21 protein-coding genes are annotated in these 21,397 nt (G+C 64.7%); 7 read left to right on the forward strand and 14 right to left on the reverse strand.

The genetic code is table 11. The features are described from left to right. The first annotated feature begins 62 nt into the window (after positions 1 to 62). The 7 genes from BSY239_RS12375 (at position 63) to BSY239_RS12405 (ending at position 8,115) form a co-directional block, all read left to right on the forward strand. A complete protein-coding gene (locus BSY239_RS12375; protein ID WP_236944060.1) occupies positions 63 to 2,753 on the forward strand; it encodes a FimV/HubP family polar landmark protein in 2,691 nt (896 codons plus the stop codon). 64 nt (positions 2,754 to 2,817) lie between these two features. Next, entirely contained in the window at positions 2,818 to 3,606 is a 789-nt protein-coding gene (gene truA, locus BSY239_RS12380; protein ID WP_069047124.1) for a tRNA pseudouridine(38-40) synthase TruA, read from the forward strand. Then, positions 3,603 to 4,280, forward strand: a complete 678-nt coding sequence (locus tag BSY239_RS12385; RefSeq protein ID WP_069047125.1) for a phosphoribosylanthranilate isomerase — start codon at positions 3,603 to 3,605, stop codon at positions 4,278 to 4,280. The genes truA and BSY239_RS12385 overlap by 4 nt, the downstream gene beginning before the upstream one ends. Before the next feature lie 43 nt (positions 4,281 to 4,323). Continuing rightward, positions 4,324 to 5,607 carry a tryptophan synthase subunit beta gene (trpB, locus tag BSY239_RS12390; protein ID WP_069047126.1) on the forward strand — a complete coding sequence of 428 codons (1,284 nt, stop codon included), beginning with the start codon at positions 4,324 to 4,326 and terminating at the stop codon, positions 5,605 to 5,607. Continuing rightward, positions 5,604 to 6,413, forward strand: coding sequence for a tryptophan synthase subunit alpha (gene trpA / locus BSY239_RS12395; protein WP_069047127.1), 810 nt, complete (start codon positions 5,604 to 5,606; stop codon positions 6,411 to 6,413). Before trpB ends, trpA begins: the two co-directional genes overlap by 4 nt. 146 nt (positions 6,414 to 6,559) lie before the next feature. Beyond that, complete coding sequence (gene accD / locus BSY239_RS12400; RefSeq protein ID WP_069047128.1) at positions 6,560 to 7,438, forward strand: acetyl-CoA carboxylase, carboxyltransferase subunit beta; 879 nt, start codon at positions 6,560 to 6,562, stop codon at positions 7,436 to 7,438. Next, complete coding sequence (locus BSY239_RS12405) at positions 7,435 to 8,115, forward strand: LON peptidase substrate-binding domain-containing protein (RefSeq protein WP_069047129.1); 681 nt, start codon at positions 7,435 to 7,437, stop codon at positions 8,113 to 8,115. Before accD ends, BSY239_RS12405 begins: the two co-directional genes overlap by 4 nt. 19 nt (positions 8,116 to 8,134) lie before the next feature. Here the strand turns inward: BSY239_RS12405 and nagZ are convergent, their stop codons facing one another. The 14 genes from nagZ to BSY239_RS12475 all read right to left on the reverse strand — a co-directional run bounded on the left by nagZ (position 8,135) and on the right by BSY239_RS12475 (position 21,396). After that, positions 8,135 to 9,226 (reverse strand): beta-N-acetylhexosaminidase, encoded by a 1,092-nt coding sequence (nagZ, locus tag BSY239_RS12410; RefSeq protein ID WP_069047130.1) that lies wholly within the window; start codon positions 9,224 to 9,226, stop codon positions 8,135 to 8,137. 28 nt (positions 9,227 to 9,254) lie between these two features. Next, entirely contained in the window at positions 9,255 to 9,647 is a 393-nt protein-coding gene (gene acpS / locus BSY239_RS12415; protein WP_069047131.1) for a holo-ACP synthase, read from the reverse strand. Further along, positions 9,644 to 10,408, reverse strand: coding sequence for a pyridoxine 5'-phosphate synthase (locus BSY239_RS12420; RefSeq protein WP_069047132.1), 765 nt, complete (start codon positions 10,406 to 10,408; stop codon positions 9,644 to 9,646). Before BSY239_RS12420 ends, acpS begins: the two co-directional genes overlap by 4 nt. Beyond that, positions 10,405 to 11,220: a DNA repair protein RecO gene (recO, locus tag BSY239_RS12425; protein ID WP_069047133.1), complete on the reverse strand. Its 816-nt coding sequence runs from the start codon at positions 11,218 to 11,220 to the stop codon at positions 10,405 to 10,407. The genes BSY239_RS12420 and recO overlap by 4 nt, the downstream gene beginning before the upstream one ends. A gap of 19 nt (positions 11,221 to 11,239) precedes the next feature. Next, complete coding sequence (era, locus tag BSY239_RS12430; protein WP_069047134.1) at positions 11,240 to 12,250, reverse strand: GTPase Era; 1,011 nt, start codon at positions 12,248 to 12,250, stop codon at positions 11,240 to 11,242. 4 nt (positions 12,251 to 12,254) lie between these two features. Next, positions 12,255 to 13,034, reverse strand: a complete 780-nt coding sequence (rnc, locus tag BSY239_RS12435) for a ribonuclease III (protein WP_442905725.1) — start codon at positions 13,032 to 13,034, stop codon at positions 12,255 to 12,257. 1 nt (position 13,035) lies between these two features. Then, on the reverse strand, positions 13,036 to 13,383 hold the full coding sequence (locus BSY239_RS12440; protein ID WP_069047135.1) for a DUF4845 domain-containing protein: 348 nt from the start codon (positions 13,381 to 13,383) through the stop codon (positions 13,036 to 13,038). A gap of 27 nt (positions 13,384 to 13,410) precedes the next feature. Continuing rightward, on the reverse strand, positions 13,411 to 14,388 hold the full coding sequence (lepB, locus tag BSY239_RS12445) for a signal peptidase I (protein ID WP_069047136.1): 978 nt from the start codon (positions 14,386 to 14,388) through the stop codon (positions 13,411 to 13,413). After that, on the reverse strand, positions 14,388 to 16,196 hold the full coding sequence (gene lepA, locus BSY239_RS12450) for a translation elongation factor 4 (RefSeq protein ID WP_069047137.1): 1,809 nt from the start codon (positions 16,194 to 16,196) through the stop codon (positions 14,388 to 14,390). The genes lepB and lepA overlap by 1 nt, the downstream gene beginning before the upstream one ends. Positions 16,197 to 16,721: 525 nt before the next feature. Further along, positions 16,722 to 18,200, reverse strand: a complete 1,479-nt coding sequence (locus tag BSY239_RS12455) for a DegQ family serine endoprotease (RefSeq protein ID WP_069048964.1) — start codon at positions 18,198 to 18,200, stop codon at positions 16,722 to 16,724. Positions 18,201 to 18,350: 150 nt separating this feature from the next. Further along, on the reverse strand, positions 18,351 to 19,331 hold the full coding sequence (locus BSY239_RS12460) for a MucB/RseB C-terminal domain-containing protein (protein ID WP_069047138.1): 981 nt from the start codon (positions 19,329 to 19,331) through the stop codon (positions 18,351 to 18,353). Positions 19,332 to 19,448: 117 nt separating this feature from the next. After that, positions 19,449 to 20,132, reverse strand: a complete 684-nt coding sequence (locus BSY239_RS12465) for a sigma-E factor negative regulatory protein (RefSeq protein ID WP_083239950.1) — start codon at positions 20,130 to 20,132, stop codon at positions 19,449 to 19,451. Between the two features lie 57 nt (positions 20,133 to 20,189). Further along, complete coding sequence (gene rpoE, locus BSY239_RS12470) at positions 20,190 to 20,831, reverse strand: RNA polymerase sigma factor RpoE (RefSeq protein WP_069047139.1); 642 nt, start codon at positions 20,829 to 20,831, stop codon at positions 20,190 to 20,192. A 91-nt stretch (positions 20,832 to 20,922) separates the two neighbouring features. After that, entirely contained in the window at positions 20,923 to 21,396 is a 474-nt protein-coding gene (locus tag BSY239_RS12475; RefSeq protein ID WP_069047140.1) for a hypothetical protein, read from the reverse strand. Between the last annotated feature and the right edge of the window lies 1 nt (position 21,397).

Consider the following 21,397-nt stretch of genomic DNA (forward strand, 5'->3'; position numbering starts at 1 on the left):
TTTCCTTCGAGGTCCAAGTGCCATTCAAACCCCGCCATACCCCCTTTCAATCGGCGAGCCAGGTGCGACAAATCACCGGGTTTGGTGGCTTGCAAGCCATAGCTGCAGCCGCCTTGCTGTGCGCAGCGCTCACGCACCACGGAGCTGCCCAGGCCTTGGCTTTGGGACGTGTGGTCGTTCAGTCTGCGCTGGGGGAGCCTTTGCGGGCGGAAATCGACGTTCCAGACATCAACCCTGAAGAGGCTGCCAGCCTGCGGGTGAGCCTCGCAGCGCCTGAGACGTTTCGCGCCTCGGGCATGGAAATCAATGCCGCCCTCTCCGGTCTGCAGATCTCGCTGCAACGCCGAGCCGACGGCCGTTCGTTTCTTCGACTGACCAGCCCTCGCCCGGTCAACGAGCCCTTTGTGGATTTGATCGTCGAAGCCAATTGGGCTTCAGGCCGCATCGTTCGCGACTACACGCTCCTGTTTGATCCACCCAACCTGCGCCCGGCGCCCCGACCGGTGCCCATTGCACCCGGGGTGAGCGCACCGCCAGCCACACGAGCCCAACCCGTGTTGCCCAGTGCACCATTGCCGCCCGTGGCTCAGGCCGCGCCTGCGCCAGCACCCGCCGTCTCACCGCCCTCGACGCCCGTCGCGCAGCCCGAGCGCGCAGCAGCGCCAGCGCCCGCCCCTGCATCCGGTGGTGCGCAGGTTCGCGTGCAGGCCGGCGACACGGCTGGACGCATCGCCGCCTCCAACCGCCCCGCAAACGTGTCGCTGGACCAGATGTTGGTGGCCATGCTCCGCTCCAGCCCCAGTGCGTTCATTGGTGGCAACGTGAACCGGATCAAGGCAGGCGCCGTGATCGATCTGCCCACCGCCGAACAAGCCGGCGCAGTCAACGCAGGAGAAGCGCGCCAGACCATAGAGGCCCAGAGCCGCGACTTCAACGAATTCCGCCGTCGCCTGGCCGGCGCAGCGCCCGATGCCGACGTGGGCACAGCCGACCGGCAGGCGGCTGGCCAGGTGCAGGCCGAGGTGAAAGACGCTGCGCCCACGGCGCCTGCCGCCGACAAGCTGACACTGTCCAAAGGCGCCACGCCCGCGCAGACCGCTCGCGAAGACCAGATCGCCAAGGAACGGCAAGCGCAAGAGGCGTCGACCCGCGTGGCTGAGCTTTCGCGCAACATCGACGAGCTGGCGAAACTGGGCACTCCCGCACCGGCAACGCCAGCAGCCCCCGCCACACCGGCTGCACCGGCCGCTGCGGCCGCGCCCGCTACAGCCGCAACACCTGCACCAGCGACGCCACCAGCTGCACCTGCGGTGCCAGCCGACAGTGCAACGCCACCAGCCGCGGCACCCGCTGCAACGCCGGCGGAAACACCCGCTGCCGCTGCACCGGAGGCACCTCCCGCCGCCGCACCCGCCGTCACGCCAACCCCGCAGGTTGCGGCACCCGCTCCCGTTCCCCTGCCTGACGAGCCATCGTTCATTGACCAGCTGCGCGACAACCCCTTGGTGCTGCCCCTGGCCGGGGGGCTGCTGGCCCTGCTGGCGGGCTTCGGCATCTACCGCATGCGACAGCGCAAAGGCGGTGCCAGCGTTGACAGCTCCTTCCTGGAAAGCCGTCTCCAGCCCGATTCGTTCTTTGGCTCCAGCGGTGGGCAGCGCATCGACACCGCGGAATCCGCAGCCTCGGGCTCGTCCATGGTCTATTCGCCCAGCCAGCTGGACGCAGCCGGCGATGTTGACCCCGTGGCCGAGGCCGACGTGTACCTCGCCTACGGCCGAGACTTGCAGGCCGAGGAAATCCTCAAGGAAGCCATGCGCAGCACGCCCACGCGCGTGGCCATTCACAACAAATTGCTGGAGATTTACGCCAAGCGCCGCGATGCCAGGGCTTTTGAAGTTGTGGCCACTGAAGCGTTTGGGTTGACCCAGGGCCAGGGTCCTGAATGGGATCGGGCCTGCGAACTGGGCAAGGAGCTTGACCCGTCCAACCCGCTGTACCAACCCGGTGGCAAACCGGCGGCCAAGGCCGGCGCTGTCGAGAATTTTGCGGCAGCTGGTGCCAACACCATGCCGTTTGTCAGCAGCACCATGTCGGGTCCTTCGGGCAGCCCGGCATCGGGCATGGGCGATCTTGACCTCGACCTGGATTTTTCGCTCGACGACGCCAGCACCGACCAGAGCGTGGCGCCAGCCTACGCCGCTGCACCGCCCGATGCGGTTTTGTCGGACATGGGCGATCTCCAGATCACCGACGCGCTCACCAGCCAGACTGCCGAACCCTCGGGTCCGCCCTCCATGTCCATGGACTTCGACCTGGATTTCCCTTCGCAACCCGCGAACTTGCAGCCGCCTTCAGAGATAGCGCCCACTCCAGTCGCAGCCGCCACCCCGGAAGCGCCCACGTTCGACTTGAGCGAAGAAGCGCCAGATTTTGGTCTTGACATGGACCTTCCCGACGAATCCTCTGACCGCGCAGCACCCGTGAACCAGAGTGCTGTGGACGCTGCCCCGGCACCGATGGCATTCGATCTGAACAATCTGAACCTCGACCTGGAAGCGCCCGCCGAAATCGACATGACGGCCAGCGATGCATCCGGCCAGGAAAATCCGCTGGAAACCAAGCTGTCCCTGGCAGAAGAATTCCGCGCGATCGGCGACTTTGAAGGCGCCCGTTCTCTGGCGGAAGAGGTGCTGGCAGAAGCATCCGGCTCCCTCAAAACCAAGGCAGGCACCTTCCTGGCCGATCTGGCTTGACACGTCCTCAAGGCCGGCCTGCCGGCCGGCCCGGCGCCTGCACTTGTGAATCCCGGAGGGTGACGTGACCCGCATCGCTCTGGGTGTCAGCTACAACGGCCGCGCCTATGAGGGCTGGCAAAGCCAGTTGGGTGGCCAAACCGTGCAGGACAAGCTGGAGCGAGCCCTCACCCGGTTCGGCGCCACGGAACCCATCAAAACCCTGTGTGCCGGCCGCACCGACTCGGGTGTGCACGGGCTCATGCAGGTGGTGCACTTCGACACGGCGCTGCAGCGCGACGAAAACGCCTGGGTCAGGGGCACCAACGCCTTCCTGCCCTCCGACATCGCCATCCAGTGGGCGCGCCAGGTCGACAGCAGCTTTCACGCGCGCGGCAGCGCACGCTCGCGCCGCTACGCCTACGTGCTGCTTGAGTCGCCCGTGCGCCCCAGCGTGGACGCCGGTCAGGTCGGCTGGGTGTTCCGACCGCTGGCACTGGAGCCCATGGTGCAAGCCGCGCAGATGCTGGTGGGCGAGCACGACTTCTCGTCGTTCCGCGCCGCCCAGTGCCAAGCCCACTCGCCGGTCAAACACCTGATGCGCGCCGAGATCGCTCGCCGTGGTGCCTATTGGCGTTTCGAGTTCGAGGCCTCGGCCTTCCTGCACCACATGATCCGCAACATCATGGGCTGCCTGATCGCCATCGGCATCGGCAGCCGCCCGCCCGAGTGGATGGCCGAGGTGCTCCAGGCCCGCAGCCGGGACGTGGCAGCACCCACCTTTTCCCCGGACGGCCTGTATTTCCTCGGGCCGGTCTACGATGAGGCTTTGGGCTTGCCGCTGCGCACGTCCGCCTTCGACTGGTTGCCATGAACGCACACCGCACCCGCATCAAGATCTGCGGCCTCACACGCGAGGCCGATGTGGACGCAGCCGCCCGCGCGGGAGCCGATGCCGTTGGTTTTGTGCTGTACGCAAAAAGCCCGCGCCATGTCACGCCGGAACGCGCTGGTGAGCTGGCCCGCCGCCTGCCCGCTTTCGTGACACCCGTGCTGCTGTTCGTCAACGCCAGCCCCGAGTACGTTCAGCGCGCGTGCGAAGCCGTACCCAACGCCCTGCTCCAGTTCCACGGCGACGAGTCACCCGCCGACTGCCTGGCCGCTGGCCGCCCCTTCATGCGCGCCGCGCGCATACCCACAGGTGCTGCCGGGCAAGGCTTCGATCTCCTAAAATACGCGACGGACTTCTCAACAGCCCAAGCGATCCTGCTCGACGCGCACGTCGAAGGCTTCGGCGGTGGGGGTCAATCCTTCGACTGGACAGCATTCCCTTGGTCACATCCGCTTCTAAACGCCAGCTCTCGCCTCGTTTTGTCTGGTGGACTCACGCCTGCAAACGTGATCGATGGCATCACGTGCGTGCGGCCTTGGGCCGTTGATGTGAGTTCCGGCGTCGAGGTGTCCAAGGGCATCAAGAGCCCGGACCTCATGAACGCCTTCGTCGCTGCCGTTCGTGCAGCCGACGAACACCTTTCCCGCCTGCCCTGATCGCCCCCGATCCGGGGTCGGGCAACCGAGACGAGATCACCCCATGCAGACCTACCAGCAACCCGACGCCCGCGGCCACTTCGGCATCTACGGCGGCAGCTTCGTGAGCGAGACGCTCACCCACGCCATCAACGAGCTCAAGGCCGCGTACGCGAAATACCAGCACGACCCCGAGTTCCTGGCCGAATTCAAAAGTGAACTCGCGCACTTTGTGGGCCGACCCAGCCCGGTCTACCACGCCGCCCGCATGAGCCGCGAGACCGGTGGAGCGCAGATCTTCCTCAAGCGCGAAGACCTCAACCACACCGGCGCGCACAAGATCAACAACACCATCGGCCAGGCCATGCTCGCCAAACGCATGGGCAAGCCGCGCATCATTGCGGAGACCGGCGCGGGCCAGCACGGTGTGGCCACCGCCACCATCTGCGCGCGCTATGGGCTGGAGTGTGTGGTCTACATGGGCAGTGAAGACGTGAAGCGCCAGAGCCCCAACGTCTACCGCATGAAGCTGCTGGGCGCCACCGTGGTGCCGGTCGAATCGGGCAGCCGCACGCTCAAGGACGCGCTCAACGAGGCCATGCGCGACTGGGTCGCCAACGTGGACAACACCTTCTACATCATCGGCACCGTGGCCGGTCCTCACCCTTACCCGATGATGGTGCGCGACTTCCAGAGCGTGATCGGCGAGGAATGCCTGGTGCAGATGCCCGAGATGCTGCTGGCCGCCGGCTGCAAGAACGAGCAACCCGACGCGGTGATCGCCTGCGTGGGTGGCGGCAGCAACGCCATGGGTATTTTTTACCCCTACATCAACCACGCGCAAACGCGCTTGATCGGCGTCGAAGCCGCTGGCGAAGGCATGGAAAGCGGCAAACACTCGGCCTCGCTACAAAAAGGGAGCCCGGGTGTGCTGCACGGCAACCGCACCTATGTGCTGCAGGACGACAACGGCCAGGTGACCGAAACGCACAGCGTGAGCGCCGGCCTGGACTACCCCGGCGTGGGCCCCGAACACGCGTTCCTGAAAGACATCGGCCGCGCCGAGTACGTGGGCATCACCGACGCCGAGGCGCTGGAGGCCTTTCACTACCTGTGCCGCACCGAGGGCATCATCCCCGCGCTCGAATCGAGCCACGCCGTGGCCTACGCCATGAAGCTGGCCAGGACCATGAAGGCCGATCAATCGATCCTGGTCAACCTCTCGGGCCGGGGCGACAAGGACATCGGCACCGTGGCCGACCTGTCCAACGCCGACTTTTATTGCCGCCCGAGCTGCAAAGGGCAGTCGGTCAAAGGTGGCGTGGCCACCATCGAGGTGAAAAAATGAGCCGCATCGAATCCACCTTTGCCGCGCTGAAAAAGCAGGACCGCAAGGCCCTCATCCCCTTCGTCACCGCCGGCTTCCCCTATGCCGACATCACGCCCGACCTCATGCACGGCATGGCCGAAGCGGGCGCAGACGTCATCGAACTCGGCGTGCCCTTCTCCGACCCGTCGGCCGACGGCCCGGTGATCCAGAAGGCGGGCGACCGCGCACTGGCCGCCGGCATCGGCCTCACCCAGGTGATTGCCATGGTGCGCACCTTCCGCGAGCGCAACGACACCACGCCCGTGGTGCTCATGGGCTATGCCAACCCGGTGGAGCGCTACGACCAGAAGCACGGCGTGGGCGCCTTCGTGCGCGACGCATCGGCGGCCGGGGTGGACGGCGTGTTGATCGTGGACTACCCGCCCGAAGAGTGCGAAGAGTTCGCCGCCTCACTGCGCGAGCACGGCATGGACCTGATCTTCCTGCTGGCCCCCACCTCCACCGACGAACGCATGGCGCAGGTGGCACGCGTGGCCAGTGGCTACGTGTACTACGTGTCGCTCAAGGGGGTGACAGGTGCCGGCACGCTTGACGTGGGCCAGGTCGAAGCCATGCTGCCGCGCATCCGCGCTCACGTGAACGTGCCCGTGGGCGTGGGCTTCGGCATCCGCGACGCGGAAACCGCACGCGCCATCAGCCGCGCGGCCGACGCCGTGGTGATCGGCAGCAAGATCATCCAGCTGATCGACAACGAGCCGCATGAAAAAGTGGTGGCTGTTGCCTCGAACTTCATTCGCACGATCCGCAAAGCTCTAGACGCATAACGGGGTTCCCCCACGCTCCGCCGCTGCGCGGGTCGCTGCCCCCCAAGGGGGCTGGGCCTGCCTTGGGGGCGGCCCGGCGGCTGGCCCGCTCGCACCTTTCTGCATGGTCTAATTCCAAACATTCTGCTGCTGCACGGAGAACACACATGTCCTGGCTCGAAAAACTGCTGCCTCCCAAGATCACCCCCACCGACCCGACCGAGCGCCGCAGCGTGCCGGAAGGTTTGTGGATCAAGTGCCCGAGTTGCGAGGCGGTGCTCTACAAGAACGATCTGGAAAAAAACCAGAACGTCTGCCCGCACTGCAGCCACCACCACCGCATCGGCGCGCGCGCGCGGCTCAACGCGTTTCTGGACGCCGAAGGGCGCTACGAACTCGCGCAGGAAGTGCTGCCGGTCGACGCCCTCAAGTTCAAGGACAGCCGCAAGTACCCCGAGCGCCTTAAAGACGCGCTGGAAACCACGGGCGAGACCGACGCGCTGATCGTCATGGGTGGCGCGGTGCACGGCATCAGCCTGGTGGTGGCCTGCTTTGAATTCGACTTCATGGGCGGCTCCATGGGCTCGGTCGTCGGCGAACGTTTCGTGCGCGGCGTTGAAGAAGCCATCGCCCAGAAGGTGCCCTTCGTGTGCTTCACCGCCACCGGTGGTGCGCGCATGCAGGAAGGCTTGCTCTCGCTCATGCAGATGGCCAAGACCAACGCCGCGCTGACCCGCCTGGCCAAGAAGGGCCTGCCCTACATCAGCGTGCTCACCGATCCGACCATGGGCGGCGTGAGCGCAGGCTTTGCGTTCCTGGGCGATGTGGTGATTGCCGAGCCCAAGGCGCTGATCGGCTTCGCCGGCCCACGCGTGATCGAGAACACCGTGCGGGTGAAGCTGCCCGAAGGTTTCCAGCGCGCCGAGTTTTTGCAGACCAAGGGCGCGGTGGATTTCATCTCCGACCGGCGCGAACTGCGCACCACCATCGCCAACACCTTGGCCATGCTGCAGCGCCAGAGCGCCGACGCGGTGGTCAACGATTGAGTTCCGAACCCGCAGCCGAGGCGCTCACGCTGTCTCAGCTCCCCCTGTTTCCGCTGCAGACCGCCCTGTTCCCTGGCGGGTGGTTGCCGCTTCGCATCTTCGAAGTGCGCTACCTCGACATGATCGGCCGCTGCCACAAGGCCGGCGCTCCGTTTGGCGTGGTCTGCCTGAGCGAAGGCAGCGAGGTGCGCCGTGCCAATCCCGCAGCACCGCCCACGGGTGACAGCTTCGCCAAAGAGGTGTTTCACGCGGTGGGCACGTTGGCCCACATCGAGAGCCTGGAACGGCCCCAGCCCGGGCTCATGGTGATCAAGTGCCGCGGTCTGCAGCGTTTCCACATCAACCGCCGCAGCCAACTGCCGCACGGTCTGTGGGTGGCCGACGTCACGCTGGACGAGCACGAGTCCGTGGTGGCGGTGCCGACCGACTTGGCGAACACCCGCGACGCGCTGAAGCGCCTGCTGCAGAACCTGCAGGAGCGCGATCCCGAAAGCCTGGACCAGTTGCCCCTGCAGCCGCCCTACCAGTGGGACGACAGCGGCTGGGTGGCCAACCGCTGGGCCGAGTTGCTGCCGGCACCGGCCGAGCTCAAACAGCGGCTGATGGCGCTGGACAATCCGCTGCTGCGCCTGGAGCTGGTGTCGGACCTGCTGGAGAAGCTGGGTCTGGAGAACTGAGCCTGAGGTGGGGCTTGCGTCAGGGCAGCAGCGATAGCGCCTGCATGTAGCGTTCGCTCACCATCAAGCTGTCCCAGTCGGGCGCAGCGCCCCCCGGCAGCAAAGCCACGCGGCGCTCTTCGCTCGCTTCGCTGGGCAGCCAGTCACCGTTCAGACAGGCCTGGGACAGATCGTCGATGGCCTCGTCGATCGGAGCACCACCGGCTTCCACGGACTGGTTGCACAACAAGACCATGTCGCAACCCGCCTGCAGGGCAGCCAGCGCAGCGGTCGTGAAGCTCACGGCCTGACCATCGATCTGCCGCGCCGCGGCCATGCTGAGGTCGTCGCTGAAGATGGCGCCGGTGAAGCCCAGGCGGTGGCGCAACACCTCCTGCAACCAGCGCGCGGAAAAGCCTGCGGGACGCTGGTCGACCTTGGGGTAGATCACATGGGCGGGCATCACGGCCTGCAGGCTGGCCGAGAGCCAGCCGTAGGGTGCCGCGTCTTCCGCCAGGATGGCTTTCAGGCTGCGACGGTCCACCGGAATGGCGAGGTGCGAGTCGGCCTTGACGAAGCCGTGGCCCGGGAAATGTTTGCCACAGTTGCCCATGCCGCTTTGCAGCAGGCCGTGCATCAGCGCCTGCGCGAGCAGCGTGACGATGCGCGGATCGCGGCCGAAAGAACGGTCGCCGATCACCGAGCTTTCGCCAAAGTCGAGGTCCAGCACCGGCGTGAAGCTCAGGTCGACGCCGCAGGCGCGCAGCTCGGCACCCAACACGTAGCCCGCCGCGGTAGCGGCGTTGCAAGCCTGCAAGGTGGCCACACCGTCGGGCTCACCCGCCTTGGCCGCGCGCATGGCCATGGTCCCCAGCGCGGCCATGGGCGGCAGATGGGTGAAGCCGTCGGTGCGAAAGCGCTGCACGCGGCCGCCTTCGTGGTCCACCGCGATCAGCAAATCGGGCCGCACAGCCTTGATCTGGCGGCACAGCTGCGTGAGCTGCAACCGGTCGTGCCAGTTGCGGCCAAACAGGATGACGCCGCCGACCAGGGGGTGGGCGAGGCGCTGGCGGTCGGTTGTGGTCAAGGCGAGACCGGCAACATCGATGATGAGAGGGGAGTGTGGGTTCATGGATCCGGATCTCGAAGAAAGGTCGAGGTCAGTCGCGTTCAACGATGACGAAACTGGCCGCGTAGTCGGTCTCGTCGGTCACGGTCACATGCGCGCGCAAGCCCTGGGCTTCGAACCAGGTCTTGAGCCCGCCGTGCAGCACGATGACCGGCTGGCCGCTGGACAGGTTGGTGATTTCGCACTGCCGCCAGGTCATGGGCATGCGCATGCCCAGACCGATGGCTTTGGAGAAGGCTTCCTTGGCGGAGAAGCGCGTGGCCAGGAAGCGCAAGCCGCGTTGGGGCCAGCGCGCGCTGCGCTTCTGCCAGACGGCGAATTCGGCGTCGCTCAGCACTTTGCGCACGAAACGTTCGCCCTGGCGTTCAAACGTCGCCTCGATGCGCCGGATGTCGCAGATGTCGGTGCCGATACCAAAAATCATCTGGCTTCAGCGATGCAGCGGTTGTACTCAGCGATGGTGGCGGTGTAGCCCAGCTCCAGCGCGTCGGCCATCAGAGCATGACCAATCGACACCTCGCTCACGCCGGGCACGGTGCGCAGAAACGCGGTGAGGTTGTCGCGGTTCAGGTCGTGACCGGCGTTCACACCCAGCCCCGCGTCCAACGCCGCCTGCGCGGCAACACGAAAACGCTCCAGTTGCTCGGCACGCTGCGGCGTGTGCCACGCAGCCGCGTAGGGCTCGGTGTAGAGCTCCACGCGATCGGCACCCACGGCCTTGGCACCGGCCATCTGGTGGGCATCGGCGTCCATGAACAGGCTCACGCGCACTCCCAGCGCACGGCACTCGTCGATCAGCGGGCGCAGGCGTTCTGCGTCTGCGGGAAAGCTCCAGCCGTGGTCGCTGGTGAACTGGCCCTCGCTGTCGGGAACGAACGTGACCTGGTGCGGCCGCACGGCGCGCACAAAGCCCATGAGGTTGTGGAAGGGGTTGCCTTCGATGTTGTATTCGCGGTCCGGCCAGGCCTTCATGAGCTCGGCCAGGTCGTGCACGTCGTGCGCACGGATGTGGCGCTCATCAGGTCGCGGATGCACCGTGATGCCGCGGGCGCCAGCCTGCAGGCACAGCGTGGCTGCGCGGGTGACCGACGGAATGCCCAGGTGGCGCGTGTTGCGCACGAGGGCCACCTTGTTGAGGTTGACCGAGAGCGCGGTGCGAAGAAAGGGAGAGGTGACCGCGTTCATGGGGTGGGCTCGGGGTTGGGGGTTGCCGGTTCACCGGGCTCGGACGCCCCAGTGGAGCGGGGCCGCGTCATCGCTTGCACATCCAGCATGAGTTGCCGCGTCTTGAACACCCGCACGCCGCAATGGTAGTGCAGCAGGTGGCGCAGCTGCGGGCGCAGGGCTTGCAACGCGTTGGCGCACGCGCGCAGCGTGGTGACGAAAGGCGCCGGGCCGTCCATGGCAGCTTGCAGCCCCAGCCACTGCTCACCGCTGAGGGGATGCGCGTCGTCGCCGTGGGCCGCGCGCAGACCACTTTCGGGCGTGAGCACATACAGCCCGTCGGGGTCGAGAGGCGCCAGGGTGTTGGCCTCTTGCGCGAGGTCGGGCAACAAGCCCACGTCGCGCAGCAGCAGCAGTTCAAACGCCCGCAAGATCACCTGCTGCGCATCGCTCTTCTCGGCCAGCAGTTGCACCGCCAGGGCGAAGTGGTCGAAGAGGCTGGCGTGGGGATCGTCGCGCGCCAGCAGGCGCATGAGCAGTTCGTTGAGGTAACTGCCCGAGATCAGCGCCTCGCCCGTGGGCATCACGTGCCCACCCTGCCATTGCGCCGACTTGAGCGTGCGCACCTCGGCGTCCCCCGTCCACGACACATGCAGCGGCTGCAGCGGCAGCAACACCGGGCGGAATTGGGAGGTGGGGCGCTTCACCCCTTTCGCCACCAGCGCGATGCGGCCATGGTGGCGGGTGAACACTTCCAGCACCAGACTGGTTTCGCTCCAGTCGTAGCGGTGCAGGACGAAGGCGGGTTCCTCGGAAACGCGTTTCAGGGCCACGGGTCAGGCAGCCGGCGGCTCACTCGTAACCGAAAGAACGAACGCGTGCATCGTCATCGGCCCAGCCCGAGCGGACCTTGACCCACAGCTCCAGAAACACCTTGCAGTCCCAGAGCTTTTCAAGTTCCTGGCGCGCCTCGGTACCGATGCGTTTGAGCTTCTCGCCGCCCTCACCGATCACCATGCCCTTGTGGCCTTCACGCTCGACCACGATGGTGGCTGCGATGCGTTTGAGCGCGCCCTCTTCCTCGAACTTGTCGATGATCACGGTGGAGGTGTAGGGCAATTCGTCGCCGGTGAGCCGGAACAGTTTTTCGCGCACCATCTCGCTGGCCATGAAACGTTCGCTGCGGTCGGTCAGGTCCTCCGGGTCGTGCATCCAGGGCTGCTGCGGCAGGAATTTTTCGCAGATGCCGAACAGGCGCTCGATGTCCTTGGCGGTCTTGGCCGACATCGGCACGAACTCGGTGAACGGGTGGCGTTCCTGCATGGAGCGCAGCCACGGTGCCAGATCGCCGCGGCGGTGCACCAGGTCGAACTTGTTGGCCAGCAGGATCACCGGCACATTGGCTGGCAACAGCGACAGCACCTTGGCGTCGGCCAGGTTGAAGTGGCCCGCTTCCACCACGAAGAGGATCAGATCCACATCGCTCACAGCGCCCATCACGGTCTTGTTCAGCGCGCGGTTCAGCGCGTTGCCGTGGCGGGTCTGGAAACCGGGCGTGTCCACAAAGATGAACTGTGTGGGGCCTACGGTGCGCATGCCAGTGATGCGGTGGCGCGTGGTCTGCGCCTTGCGCGAGGTGATGCTCACCTTTTGCCCGACCAAAGCGTTGAGCAAGGTGGACTTGCCCACATTGGGCTTGCCGACGATGGCCACATAGCCGCAGCGTTGTTCGGCGGGGTCGACCTCGGCCACGGCTTCCGCAGGCGAATCGGCCGGCACGGCCGCCGTTTCCTTGCTCAAGGCCTTGGCCAGCATGGCATCGAGGTCGGGATTGGATGGCGGGTTCACGGGTGTGCGGGGCATGGCTTCAAGGTACCTTGGCGGAAGGGGCGACATCGGGGGTCGCGGGTGGCAAGGCATGGGCCTGCTTGGGATCGGCGGTGAGGTGCTGCAACATGGCCGCGGCAGCGGCCTGCTCACCGGCCCGCCGCGACGCGCCGATGCCGCGTTCGCTGCGGCCGGTCTCGGTCACGGTGCACTCCACGTCGAAGGTCTGTTTGTGCGCCTCGCCGAGAGTGGCCACCACGCGGTAGACCGGCAGTTTCATTTTGCGCCCCTGCAGCCACTCCTGCAATTCGGTCTTGGGGTCCTTGCCCATGGCGCTCATCTGCGCGTTGAGCTCCAGGTCGCTGTAGAGGCGGCGCACGAGCGCCGAAGCCACTTCAAAGCCGGCGTCGAGGTACACCGCACCGATCACCGCCTCGAGCGCGTCGGCCAGGATCGAAGGGCGCTTCTGCCCACCCGAGCGCTTTTCGCCATCACCCAGCCGCAGACCGGCTGAAAGGTTCAGCCGCGATGCGATGTCGAACAAGGTGTCCTGCTTGACCAGATTGGCGCGCACGCGCGACAGATCGCCCTCGGGCAACTGGTTGAGCTTTTCGAACAGCAGACCTGAGACCGCTAGGTTGAGCACCGAATCGCCCAGAAATTCCAGGCGTTCGTTGTGGTCGGCGGTGAAGCTGCGGTGCGTCAGTGCGCGCTCCAGCAGGCGCGGATTGGCAAAGTTGTGTTGCAGGCGCCGTTGCAGCGCCGTGAGTTCCGGATTCAAGAATGCGGGCGCTCCATCGAGCGCTCCCCCTGGCTGCATGTCACTTCGAGCGGCCTTCGTATTTCATCAACAGGTAAGCCGGGCCGGCGAGCGGAATCTCGCGGGTGTAGGCATAGGACACCACCACGCGGTCGCCCTCTTTGCCCACCACCAGATCCTTGGCCGAAATGGTGCGGATGTCGTCGATGGTGGCGGCCTTGTCGAAAATCTGGCGAACCTCCGCCACGGTGGACCCTGCAGCCGCCTTGTCCACCGCCTTCTGCACTGCAATGTATTCGATGTAGGTAGGCACAACCTGCGCAAACACCACGCCGGCCAAGGCCAGCAAGATGCCCACGATGATCAGGCCCATGAAGGTCAGGCCGCGTTGCTGTTGCTTCAATTTCATGACGTCAAGCTCCACAGGTGATGGTTGTCATTCAAAGGATCCGATGCGTCCCAGGTCGCCAAAATTCATCCAGACGAAGAAGGCCTTGCCGACGATGTTGCGCTCCGGCACGAAGCCCCAGTAGCGCGAGTCCAGCGAGTTGTCCCGATTGTCGCCCATCATGAAATAGTGCCCTGCGGGCACCTTGCAGGTCACGCCTTCGACGGTGTACTTGCAACCGTCGGCAAACGGAAACTCGGTGGCACCCGGGATGAATGCGGGCCTGTCGTCGTCGTTGAGGGTGCTGTACTGGCGCTGATCCAGTGTTTCCCCGAACTGCTTCGAGTAGCGCATGGAATCGCTGTCGAAGAAGTCCGGCTGCGCCACGCGCGGCACGGCCTTGCCGTTGACGGTCAGCTGTTTGTTCAAGTAGGCCACCTCGTCGCCGGGCACACCAATCACGCGTTTGATGTAGTCCAGGCTGGGCTGTGGGGGGTAGCGAAACACCATCACGTCGCCGCGCTGGGGGTCGTTGTTGGCAATCAGCTTGGTGTTGAACACCGGCATGCGCACGCCATAGTGAAACTTGTTCACCAGGATCAAATCGCCCACGCGCAGGGTCGGAATCATCGAACCCGAGGGGATCTTGAACGGCTCGAAGAGGAACGATCGCAGCACGAACACAGCCAGGATCACGGGGAACAGACCCGCGGTCCAGTCCAGCCACCAGGGTTGCGCCAACAGTTTTTGGCGCGCGGGCTCCACGTCGCCTTCGACCTGGCTGAAACCCTGTTTGATCAAGGCTTCCTTGCGCGTGTTGTGTTCGACGAGCAACTGCTCCGCCGCGCGCCGGCGCTGAGGCAGAAACACCAGCCGTTCGGCCAGCCAGTACAGCCCCGTGACGACCGTGGCCAGCATCAGCAGCAGCGCAAAATTGCCTTCCACCACGCCGGCGTACCAGGCGCCCGCGTAGGCCACAAAAGCCGCCAGGATCACCGCGGTGACCGTTCCCATGAGCGCCTGCATCAGTCCTGCACCTGCAATATGGCGAGGAACGCCTCTTGGGGAACTTCCACCGAGCCGATCTGTTTCATGCGCTTCTTGCCTGCTTTCTGTTTTTCGAGAAGTTTGCGTTTGCGGGAGATGTCACCGCCGTAGCATTTTGCCAGCACGTTCTTGCGCAGCGCCTTGATGGTCTCGCGCGCGATCACGTTGCCGCCAATGGCCGCCTGGATCGCCACGTCGAACATCTGCCGGCTGATGATCTCGCGCATTTTGGCCACCACCGCACGACCACGGTACTGCGACTGCGAACGGTGCACGATGATGGACAAGGCGTCGACCTTCTCGCCGTTGAGCAGGATGTCGACCTTCACCACATCGGCCGCGCGGTACTCCTTGAACTCGTAGTCCATGGACGCGTAGCCCCGGCTCACCGACTTGAGCTTGTCGAAGAAGTCCAGCACGATCTCGCCCAGGGGCATGTCGTAGGTCAGCATGACCTGCTTGCCGTGATACGCCATGTTGAGCTGCATGCCGCGCTTCTGGTTGGCCAGGGTCATGACCGCACCCACGTACTCCTGCGGCATGTAGAGATGCACAGTGACGATGGGCTCACGAATCTCTTCCAGTCGACCCTGGTCGGGCATCTTGGACGGGTTCTCCACCATCATGACCTCACCATCGGGCTTCATCACCTGGTACACCACGCTGGGTGCGGTGGTGATCAGATCCTGGTCGAACTCGCGCTCCAGCCGCTCCTGCACGATCTCCATGTGCAGCAAGCCGAGGAAGCCACAGCGAAAGCCGAAGCCCAGCGCCTGCGACACCTCGGGTTCGTACTGCAGAGAAGCGTCGTTGAGCTTGAGCTTCTCCAGCGCATCGCGCAGCGAGTCGTACTGGTTGGCTTCGGTCGGGTACAGGCCGGCGAACACCTGGGGCTGCACTTCCTTGAAGCCAGGCAAGGCCTCGGTGGCCGGACCGGCGTTGTTGGGCAGCTTTTTCTCCAGGGTGATGGTGTCGCCCACCTTGGCCGCCTGCAGCTCCTTGATGCCCGCAATGATGTAGCCCACCTCACCGGCCTGCAACGATTCGCGAGGCTCGTTGCCCGGCGTGAACACGCCCATGCTGTCGGCGTTGTAGACCGTGTTGGTCGCCATCATCTTGAAACGCTCGTTCTTGAGCAGGCGCCCGTCCACCACCCGCACCAGCATCACCACGCCCACGTAGGCGTCGTACCAGCTGTCCACGATCATGGCGCGCAGCGGTGCATCAGCGTTGCCTTTGGGGGGCGGAATGCGCGCCACCACGGCTTCCAGAATGTCCTCGACGCCCATGCCGGTCTTGGCCGAACAGGGAATGGCGTCCGTGGCATCGATGCCGATCACATCTTCGATTTCGCTCTTCGCGTTCTCGGGATCGGCGTTGGGCAGATCCATCTTGTTGAGCACCGGCACCACCTCCACACCCAGCTCGAGAGCCGTGTAGCAGTTGGCCACGGTCTGCGCTTCAACGCCCTGGCTGGCATCCACCACCAGCAGCGCACCTTCGCAGGCCGAGAGTGAACGTGAGACCTCATAAGAGAAGTCCACGTGGCCAGGTGTGTCGATCAGATTGAGGTCGTAAACCTGCCCGTCACGCGCCTTGTACTTGAGCGCGGCGGTCTGAGCCTTGATGGTGATGCCGCGCTCCTTCTCGATGTCCATCGAGTCAAGCACCTGCTCGCTCATCTCGCGGTCGGACAGGCCGCCACAGAGGGAGATGATGCGATCGGCGAGCGTGGACTTGCCATGGTCGATGTGCGCGATGATCGAAAAATTGCGGATGTGATTCATCAGGAGAACGGCTCAAACACTGGGGAAAACCGCGGCTCCGAGCAGGAACGAGCGGCCATAAAAAAGGGCGCGTCAGCTGCTGACGCGCCCGTAACCAACAATCAATGGCAACTGCGATAGTTGGGGTTTCATTGTAGGCAAAAAGCCCGGAATGCACACCACCGAACCACCGTCAGCCCCTTGTTGCGACGCAGCAACGTGAACTTTACGCACAGCATATCCACAAGATAACGGGAGAAGTTGTGGACCGTCTGTGGACGACCTGGGGACTTCCGGGACAGCTCCCACATCGTGGGCCGACTTGCCACCGAAGTGAGGGAATTCCACCGGATTCGGGCCCATTTTAGCGAAATCGGTCAACGCGAGCGCGACGATAGTGAGCATCCACTAACAAATCGCCATTTTTGGGGGAACGTTGCTCGGACCGATCACTGTGGCGAATAGGCCACCCCTGCAAAAAACCCCCAGATCCGAGAGGGTCTGGGGGTTTTGGTGCTGCGGCTGTGTTGAGCGCCAAGCGGCCCATCAGCGCTGCGGTCGAATGACCGCGTACTGTGCCCACTCACCGCGGCGAAACAGCACATTCACCGGTTTCGACTTGTCGATCTTGCTCAGCGCTGTCTCCATCTCCTTGAGACTGGCGGTGTCTGTATTGGCAATGGCCACGATCACATCACCTTCGCGCAAACCGGCACGCGCCGCCGGCCCCTCGGCCGATGCAATGCGAACACCGCCCTTGAGGTTGAGCTCCTTCTTCTCGGCAGCCGTCAGTTCGGCCAGACCCAGACCGAGCGATTGCACCGCGCTGCTGGCCTGCGGCTTGGCGGGCTGCTCGGGCGCAGCCGCCCTTACTTCGGGCTTTTCAGGCTCCAGCTCCGCAACCGTGATCGTCAGGTCCTTCTGGGCACCGCGGCGAAGCACGGTCATGGTGCTCTTGTTCCCGGGCTTGGTGTTGCCCACAAAGCGCGGCAGATCGACTGACTTCTCGATGGTCTTGCCATCGAACTTCAGGATGATGTCGCCGGGTTCGACGCCCGCCTTGGCCGCAGGTGACTCGGGCTCCACGCCTCGCACCAAAGCACCCTTGGCAGCGCCCAGGCCCAGCGAATCGGCCACATCCTTGCTGACCTGATCGATCTGCACGCCAATGCGCCCGCGCGTCACGCGGCCCGTGGTCCTGAGCTGGTCGGACACCCGCACCGCTTCGTCGATCGGGATCGCGAACGAGATGCCCTGGAATCCCCCGGAGCGCGAGTAAATCTGGCTGTTGATGCCGATCACCTCACCGCTCATGTTGATGAGAGGGCCACCCGAGTTGCCGGGGTTGATGGCCACGTCGGTCTGGATGAACGGCAAAAAGTCGCCCGTGTCGCGTTGCTTGGCACTCACGATGCCGGCAGTCACCGTGTTTTCCAGGCCGAAAGGAGAGCCAATGGCCATCACCCACTCGCCCACCCGCAGGCGGTTCACGTCGCCAATCTTCACCGGAGAGAGACCGGTGGCCTCGATCTTGACCACGGCCACATCGGTGCGCTTGTCAGCGCCGACCACACGCGCCTTGAATTCGCGTTTGTCGGGCAAGGTCACCAGCAATTCGTCGGCGCCTTCCACCACGTGGGCGTTGGTCATGATCAGACCGTCGGCGCTGAGGATGAAGCCCGAGCCAACGCCGCGAGGCTGTGCTTCTTCAGAGGGACCGCGCTCCTGGCGAGGCGTGCGCGGCGTCATGCCTGGTGGCACAGGAATACCGAAGCGCTTGAAGAACTCCAGCATCTGTTCGTCAGGCGCACCTCCAGCACCCGGGCGCGCGGCCACAGCACGCTCCAGTGTGCGGATGTTGACCACCGACGGCCCCACCAGGTCCACCAGATCGGTGAAGTCCGGCAAGCCACGCACGCTGGCGGCCGGCGGCACCACCGGCACCACCGCCGTTTGCGCCGACAGTGGCGCGTGCAGGATGAGCGCTGCCGTTCCGAAGGCTGCCAAGGCAGCGGATGCGGTCATGGCCAGCAAAGGCTTTTGAATACGTTTCAGGTGCGTCATGGTGATCCTTTACACACTCGCAAATGGCAAAACCGGGCTGTGCTCGTCGGAGCGCTTTGCCGAACACTGCGCAGGTACGGCTCAGCTGAGAAAAAAACAAGTCTGGCAGGTTCAGCGTGTTCGTTCCAGCGCAAGGGCAAAGCGGCGCAGTGTTGGCGGTGGCACCTCGCCGAGCACCGTCAACCAGTGGTCACCCACGCGTTTGCTGACCGAGTGCGTTGCGCCAACAGCGGCTGCTTTTTCCTGCCCATGTCGCTGCGCGTCGAAGGGTTCGACAAACAAGGACACCGAAGCCAGACCATCGGAAAACACCCACTGCATCGGAGCGGTGCCGGGTGCTTGAGCGGCGCCGGCGTCGCGCGTGTGGCAACTCATCGCCGTGAACCCGGGCACCGGCTCTTTCAAGCGCCAGCCCTCGGCTTCGGCCGTGGTCTTCTTGAGCAGCGGCTTGTGCACCTCGTAGCCACGCGTGTCCTTCATCATCTTTTGCAGCTTGTCCATGCTGACTGGCGCGTCCAGTTGAAGTTCGGAGAACGACATCTGCTCCAGCACCGCGCCCTGCTCGCCCAGCGTCTGCAACTTCACCACCAGGCCGGTTTGTCGCTCGGACCAGATGCGGTAGCCAAAGCGCAGTTCGTCTTTGGGCAGGATCTCGACCATGTCGGCCAGGTGTCCCGCCACGCGCTGGACGCCGGTTTCGCGCGCGGCGTAAAACTGGGGAATCAGGTTGTTCGGCGTGCGCAGCAACTCCGGAAACATGCCCAGCGATTCGCGCTTCTCGACAAACGCTGTCTTGGTCTCCGGCTCGAAGGTGATGACTTCGTTGTTGCGCCTAATGGTTGTGCGCGGTGTCCCCGTGAGCGTGTCGATGCGCTCCATCTGCTGGTTGCCGTCGCACACATGCCAGACCTTCGACGCGGACATGGAAGCCCCCGCCGACACCACCAGCGTGCCCGTGTAGGCGCGCTGACGCGACGCTTCATGCATGCGGCTGAGCCATTCATTCACCGACCGCGTGCCCGCCTCGGGCGAGGATCCGACCTGGGCCTGCAATGGACCACCCAACAACAAACCAGCGGTGAGCAGTGCCATGGCGCCCACAGGGCGCCAGTGCCGCAATGTCGAGCGGGGGTGGCGGGGGCGGTGGGAGGTCGCAGCAATCACAGGCATGGCAGGTCTCGCGTCAAACAAAATCGGCAACATGGCTGCTCAACGTCCCGCCGCTTCGTAGGTGGCGTTGCGGATGAACCCGGAGGCCATTTGCAGGGCTGACATGCCACCGTGCTGCCGGTGCTCGGCCAGCAGGGCTTCGAGTTGTGCGTCGCGGATCACCACGCCCTGGCCGGTGTTGACGGCCACCGGCGCGGCGATCGCAGGAGCGGAGGCGGTTGCCACGGACGCGGGAGTGTTCGATGCCAGCTGGGCACCAGCGTCACTGCCCGAACCCGAACCCGATACCACGCTCCAGCTCACGGCCATCACAGCGGCGAGCGACGCAAAGCCCGCGACCAGCTTCCAGCGGAAAACCGCGTCGTTGGCGGCCTCATTTCGAACCTGACCCGACCCGGACACCGGGGTTTGAACACCCGTGCGAGGCGCAGTTTTCAGCTCGGTCTCACGGCCCTCCAGGCCAATCCGAACAGCCGCCAGAAATTCGGCAGCGGGCCGAGCGCCCTTCGAGTCTCCTTGGCCCCGCAGCACGTCACCAATCACTTGATACGCATGCCAATTCGACAGCGCATCCGAGTCCAGCGAGGTCATCAGAGCGTCAATTTCGGCAGCGCCAAGCTCACCATCGACCATGGCGGACAAGGCCGGATCCAAACCCAGACTCGGCTTGAGGGCGGCGGCGGTTTCAGCCGTCGGCGGGCTGTGATGTTGTTCGGCATTCATGATTCATTTCCCCGTGTGCGATGCAATGGGCTTGTGTGGCCCGACTGCGCAATTCCACTACCAGCGTTTGCCCGTTTGGCGTTCCAGCATCGGCTTGATGCGTCCGGAAATGGCCTCGCGGGCTCGAAAAATCCGCGAACGAACCGTTCCAATCGGACATTCCAACGCCTGCGCGATTTCCTCGTAGCTCATGCCCTCGATTTCCCGCAAGGTGATTGCCATTCGCAACTCTTCGGGCAGCGCGTCCATGGCCGCGTTGACCGCTTGGGCAATCTCCTTGCTCGCCAGCACCGCCTCGGGCGTCTCGGTGTCGGCCGCGTTGAAATTTAGTTCGCGTTCGGACGAGGAAGTTTCATCGTCGTCCGACGATTTCATCTGCGACTGGAAAACCAGGGGGTCGCGCTTGAGCTCCATCAGCTGCTTTTTCGCGGTGTTCACCGCGATGCGGTACAGCCAGGTGTAGAACTGGGCGTCGCCGCGGAACTGCGCCAGAGCCCGGTAGGCCCGGATGAAAGTCTCCTGCGCGATGTCTTGAACCAGATCGGAGTCGCGCACCATGCGCCCGATGAGCCGCTCGACGCGGCGCTGGTATTTGATGACGAGCAATTCAAATGCTCGCTGCTCGCCGCCCAATGTGCGCTGCACCAACATGACGTCGCTGTCGGGAGGCGGGGGGGCGGTGTGGTCTTCAGGAGTCATGCGCGCGGAAATATACCCCAAGGGTTGGAAGAGACTCGGCGCGTCGGTGGATGGCCTGCCGCTACGAAGGCCCGCAGATGACGAACCGGGGTCAAGCGAGGCTCGCCACCAGCGCTCTTCTCAAGTCGCTCCAACGCCCGGGAGAGCCGCTCCGTACCACCCACGCCCACCGTCGGCCCATGCCCGGCCCGCGGAAGCGAAGCAAGACGCGGTCCTGCAGATCGAGCACGCGCTCCATGCTGTTCAAGATCAGCTGTTCCGAGTGATTGCGGTCGGTCCACGACCAAGCGCCGCGGGTGCCGTCTTCCGCCACACGCCGTGAATCCCAATGCAGGCTGCCCTGCGGCGAAGAAAGCCAGGTCAGAAGGGCCCAAGTCGTCCAGCTCAGCCACACGGCAATGCCCGCAACGCAAGGAAGCCAGCCCCAGACACCGAGGTTCCGAAAATTCGACTCGACCAGGAACAATGCCACCACCGCCCCGCTCACCCCACCGAGCGCCACCAGAAGCCAGCCATGAAACGCACAACGCCCCACCGGGAAGACCACGGATGGGGCGTTGTGCATG

The sequence above is a fragment of the Hydrogenophaga sp. RAC07 genome, from assembly GCF_001713375.1.
Taxonomy (GTDB): Bacteria; Pseudomonadota; Gammaproteobacteria; order Burkholderiales; family Burkholderiaceae_C; genus Hydrogenophaga.

Coding starts and splice junctions, on each gene's coding strand:
- BSY239_RS12460 (WP_069047138.1), bottom strand. CDS start 19,331: ATGGCACTGCTCACCGCTGGTTTGTTGTTGGGTGGTCCATTGCAGGCC.
- rpoE (WP_069047139.1), bottom strand. CDS start 20,831: ATGACTCCTGAAGACCACACCGCCCCCCCGCCTCCCGACAGCGACGTC.
- BSY239_RS12420 (WP_069047132.1), bottom strand. CDS start 10,408: ATGAACGCGGTCACCTCTCCCTTTCTTCGCACCGCGCTCTCGGTCAAC.
- BSY239_RS12385 (WP_069047125.1), top strand. CDS start 3,603: ATGAACGCACACCGCACCCGCATCAAGATCTGCGGCCTCACACGCGAG.
- era (WP_069047134.1), bottom strand. CDS start 12,250: ATGCCCCGCACACCCGTGAACCCGCCATCCAATCCCGACCTCGATGCC.
- trpA (WP_069047127.1), top strand. CDS start 5,604: ATGAGCCGCATCGAATCCACCTTTGCCGCGCTGAAAAAGCAGGACCGC.
- BSY239_RS12475 (WP_069047140.1), bottom strand. CDS start 21,396: ATGCACAACGCCCCATCCGTGGTCTTCCCGGTGGGGCGTTGTGCGTTT.
- rnc (WP_442905725.1), bottom strand. CDS start 13,034: ATGCAGCCAGGGGGAGCGCTCGATGGAGCGCCCGCATTCTTGAATCCG.
- BSY239_RS12465 (WP_083239950.1), bottom strand. CDS start 20,132: ATGAATGCCGAACAACATCACAGCCCGCCGACGGCTGAAACCGCCGCC.
- trpB (WP_069047126.1), top strand. CDS start 4,324: ATGCAGACCTACCAGCAACCCGACGCCCGCGGCCACTTCGGCATCTAC.
- BSY239_RS12440 (WP_069047135.1), bottom strand. CDS start 13,383: ATGAAATTGAAGCAACAGCAACGCGGCCTGACCTTCATGGGCCTGATC.
- accD (WP_069047128.1), top strand. CDS start 6,560: ATGTCCTGGCTCGAAAAACTGCTGCCTCCCAAGATCACCCCCACCGAC.
- lepB (WP_069047136.1), bottom strand. CDS start 14,388: ATGCAGGCGCTCATGGGAACGGTCACCGCGGTGATCCTGGCGGCTTTT.
- BSY239_RS12455 (WP_069048964.1), bottom strand. CDS start 18,200: ATGACCGCATCCGCTGCCTTGGCAGCCTTCGGAACGGCAGCGCTCATC.
- nagZ (WP_069047130.1), bottom strand. CDS start 9,226: ATGAACCCACACTCCCCTCTCATCATCGATGTTGCCGGTCTCGCCTTG.
- acpS (WP_069047131.1), bottom strand. CDS start 9,647: ATGATTTTTGGTATCGGCACCGACATCTGCGACATCCGGCGCATCGAG.
- lepA (WP_069047137.1), bottom strand. CDS start 16,196: ATGAATCACATCCGCAATTTTTCGATCATCGCGCACATCGACCATGGC.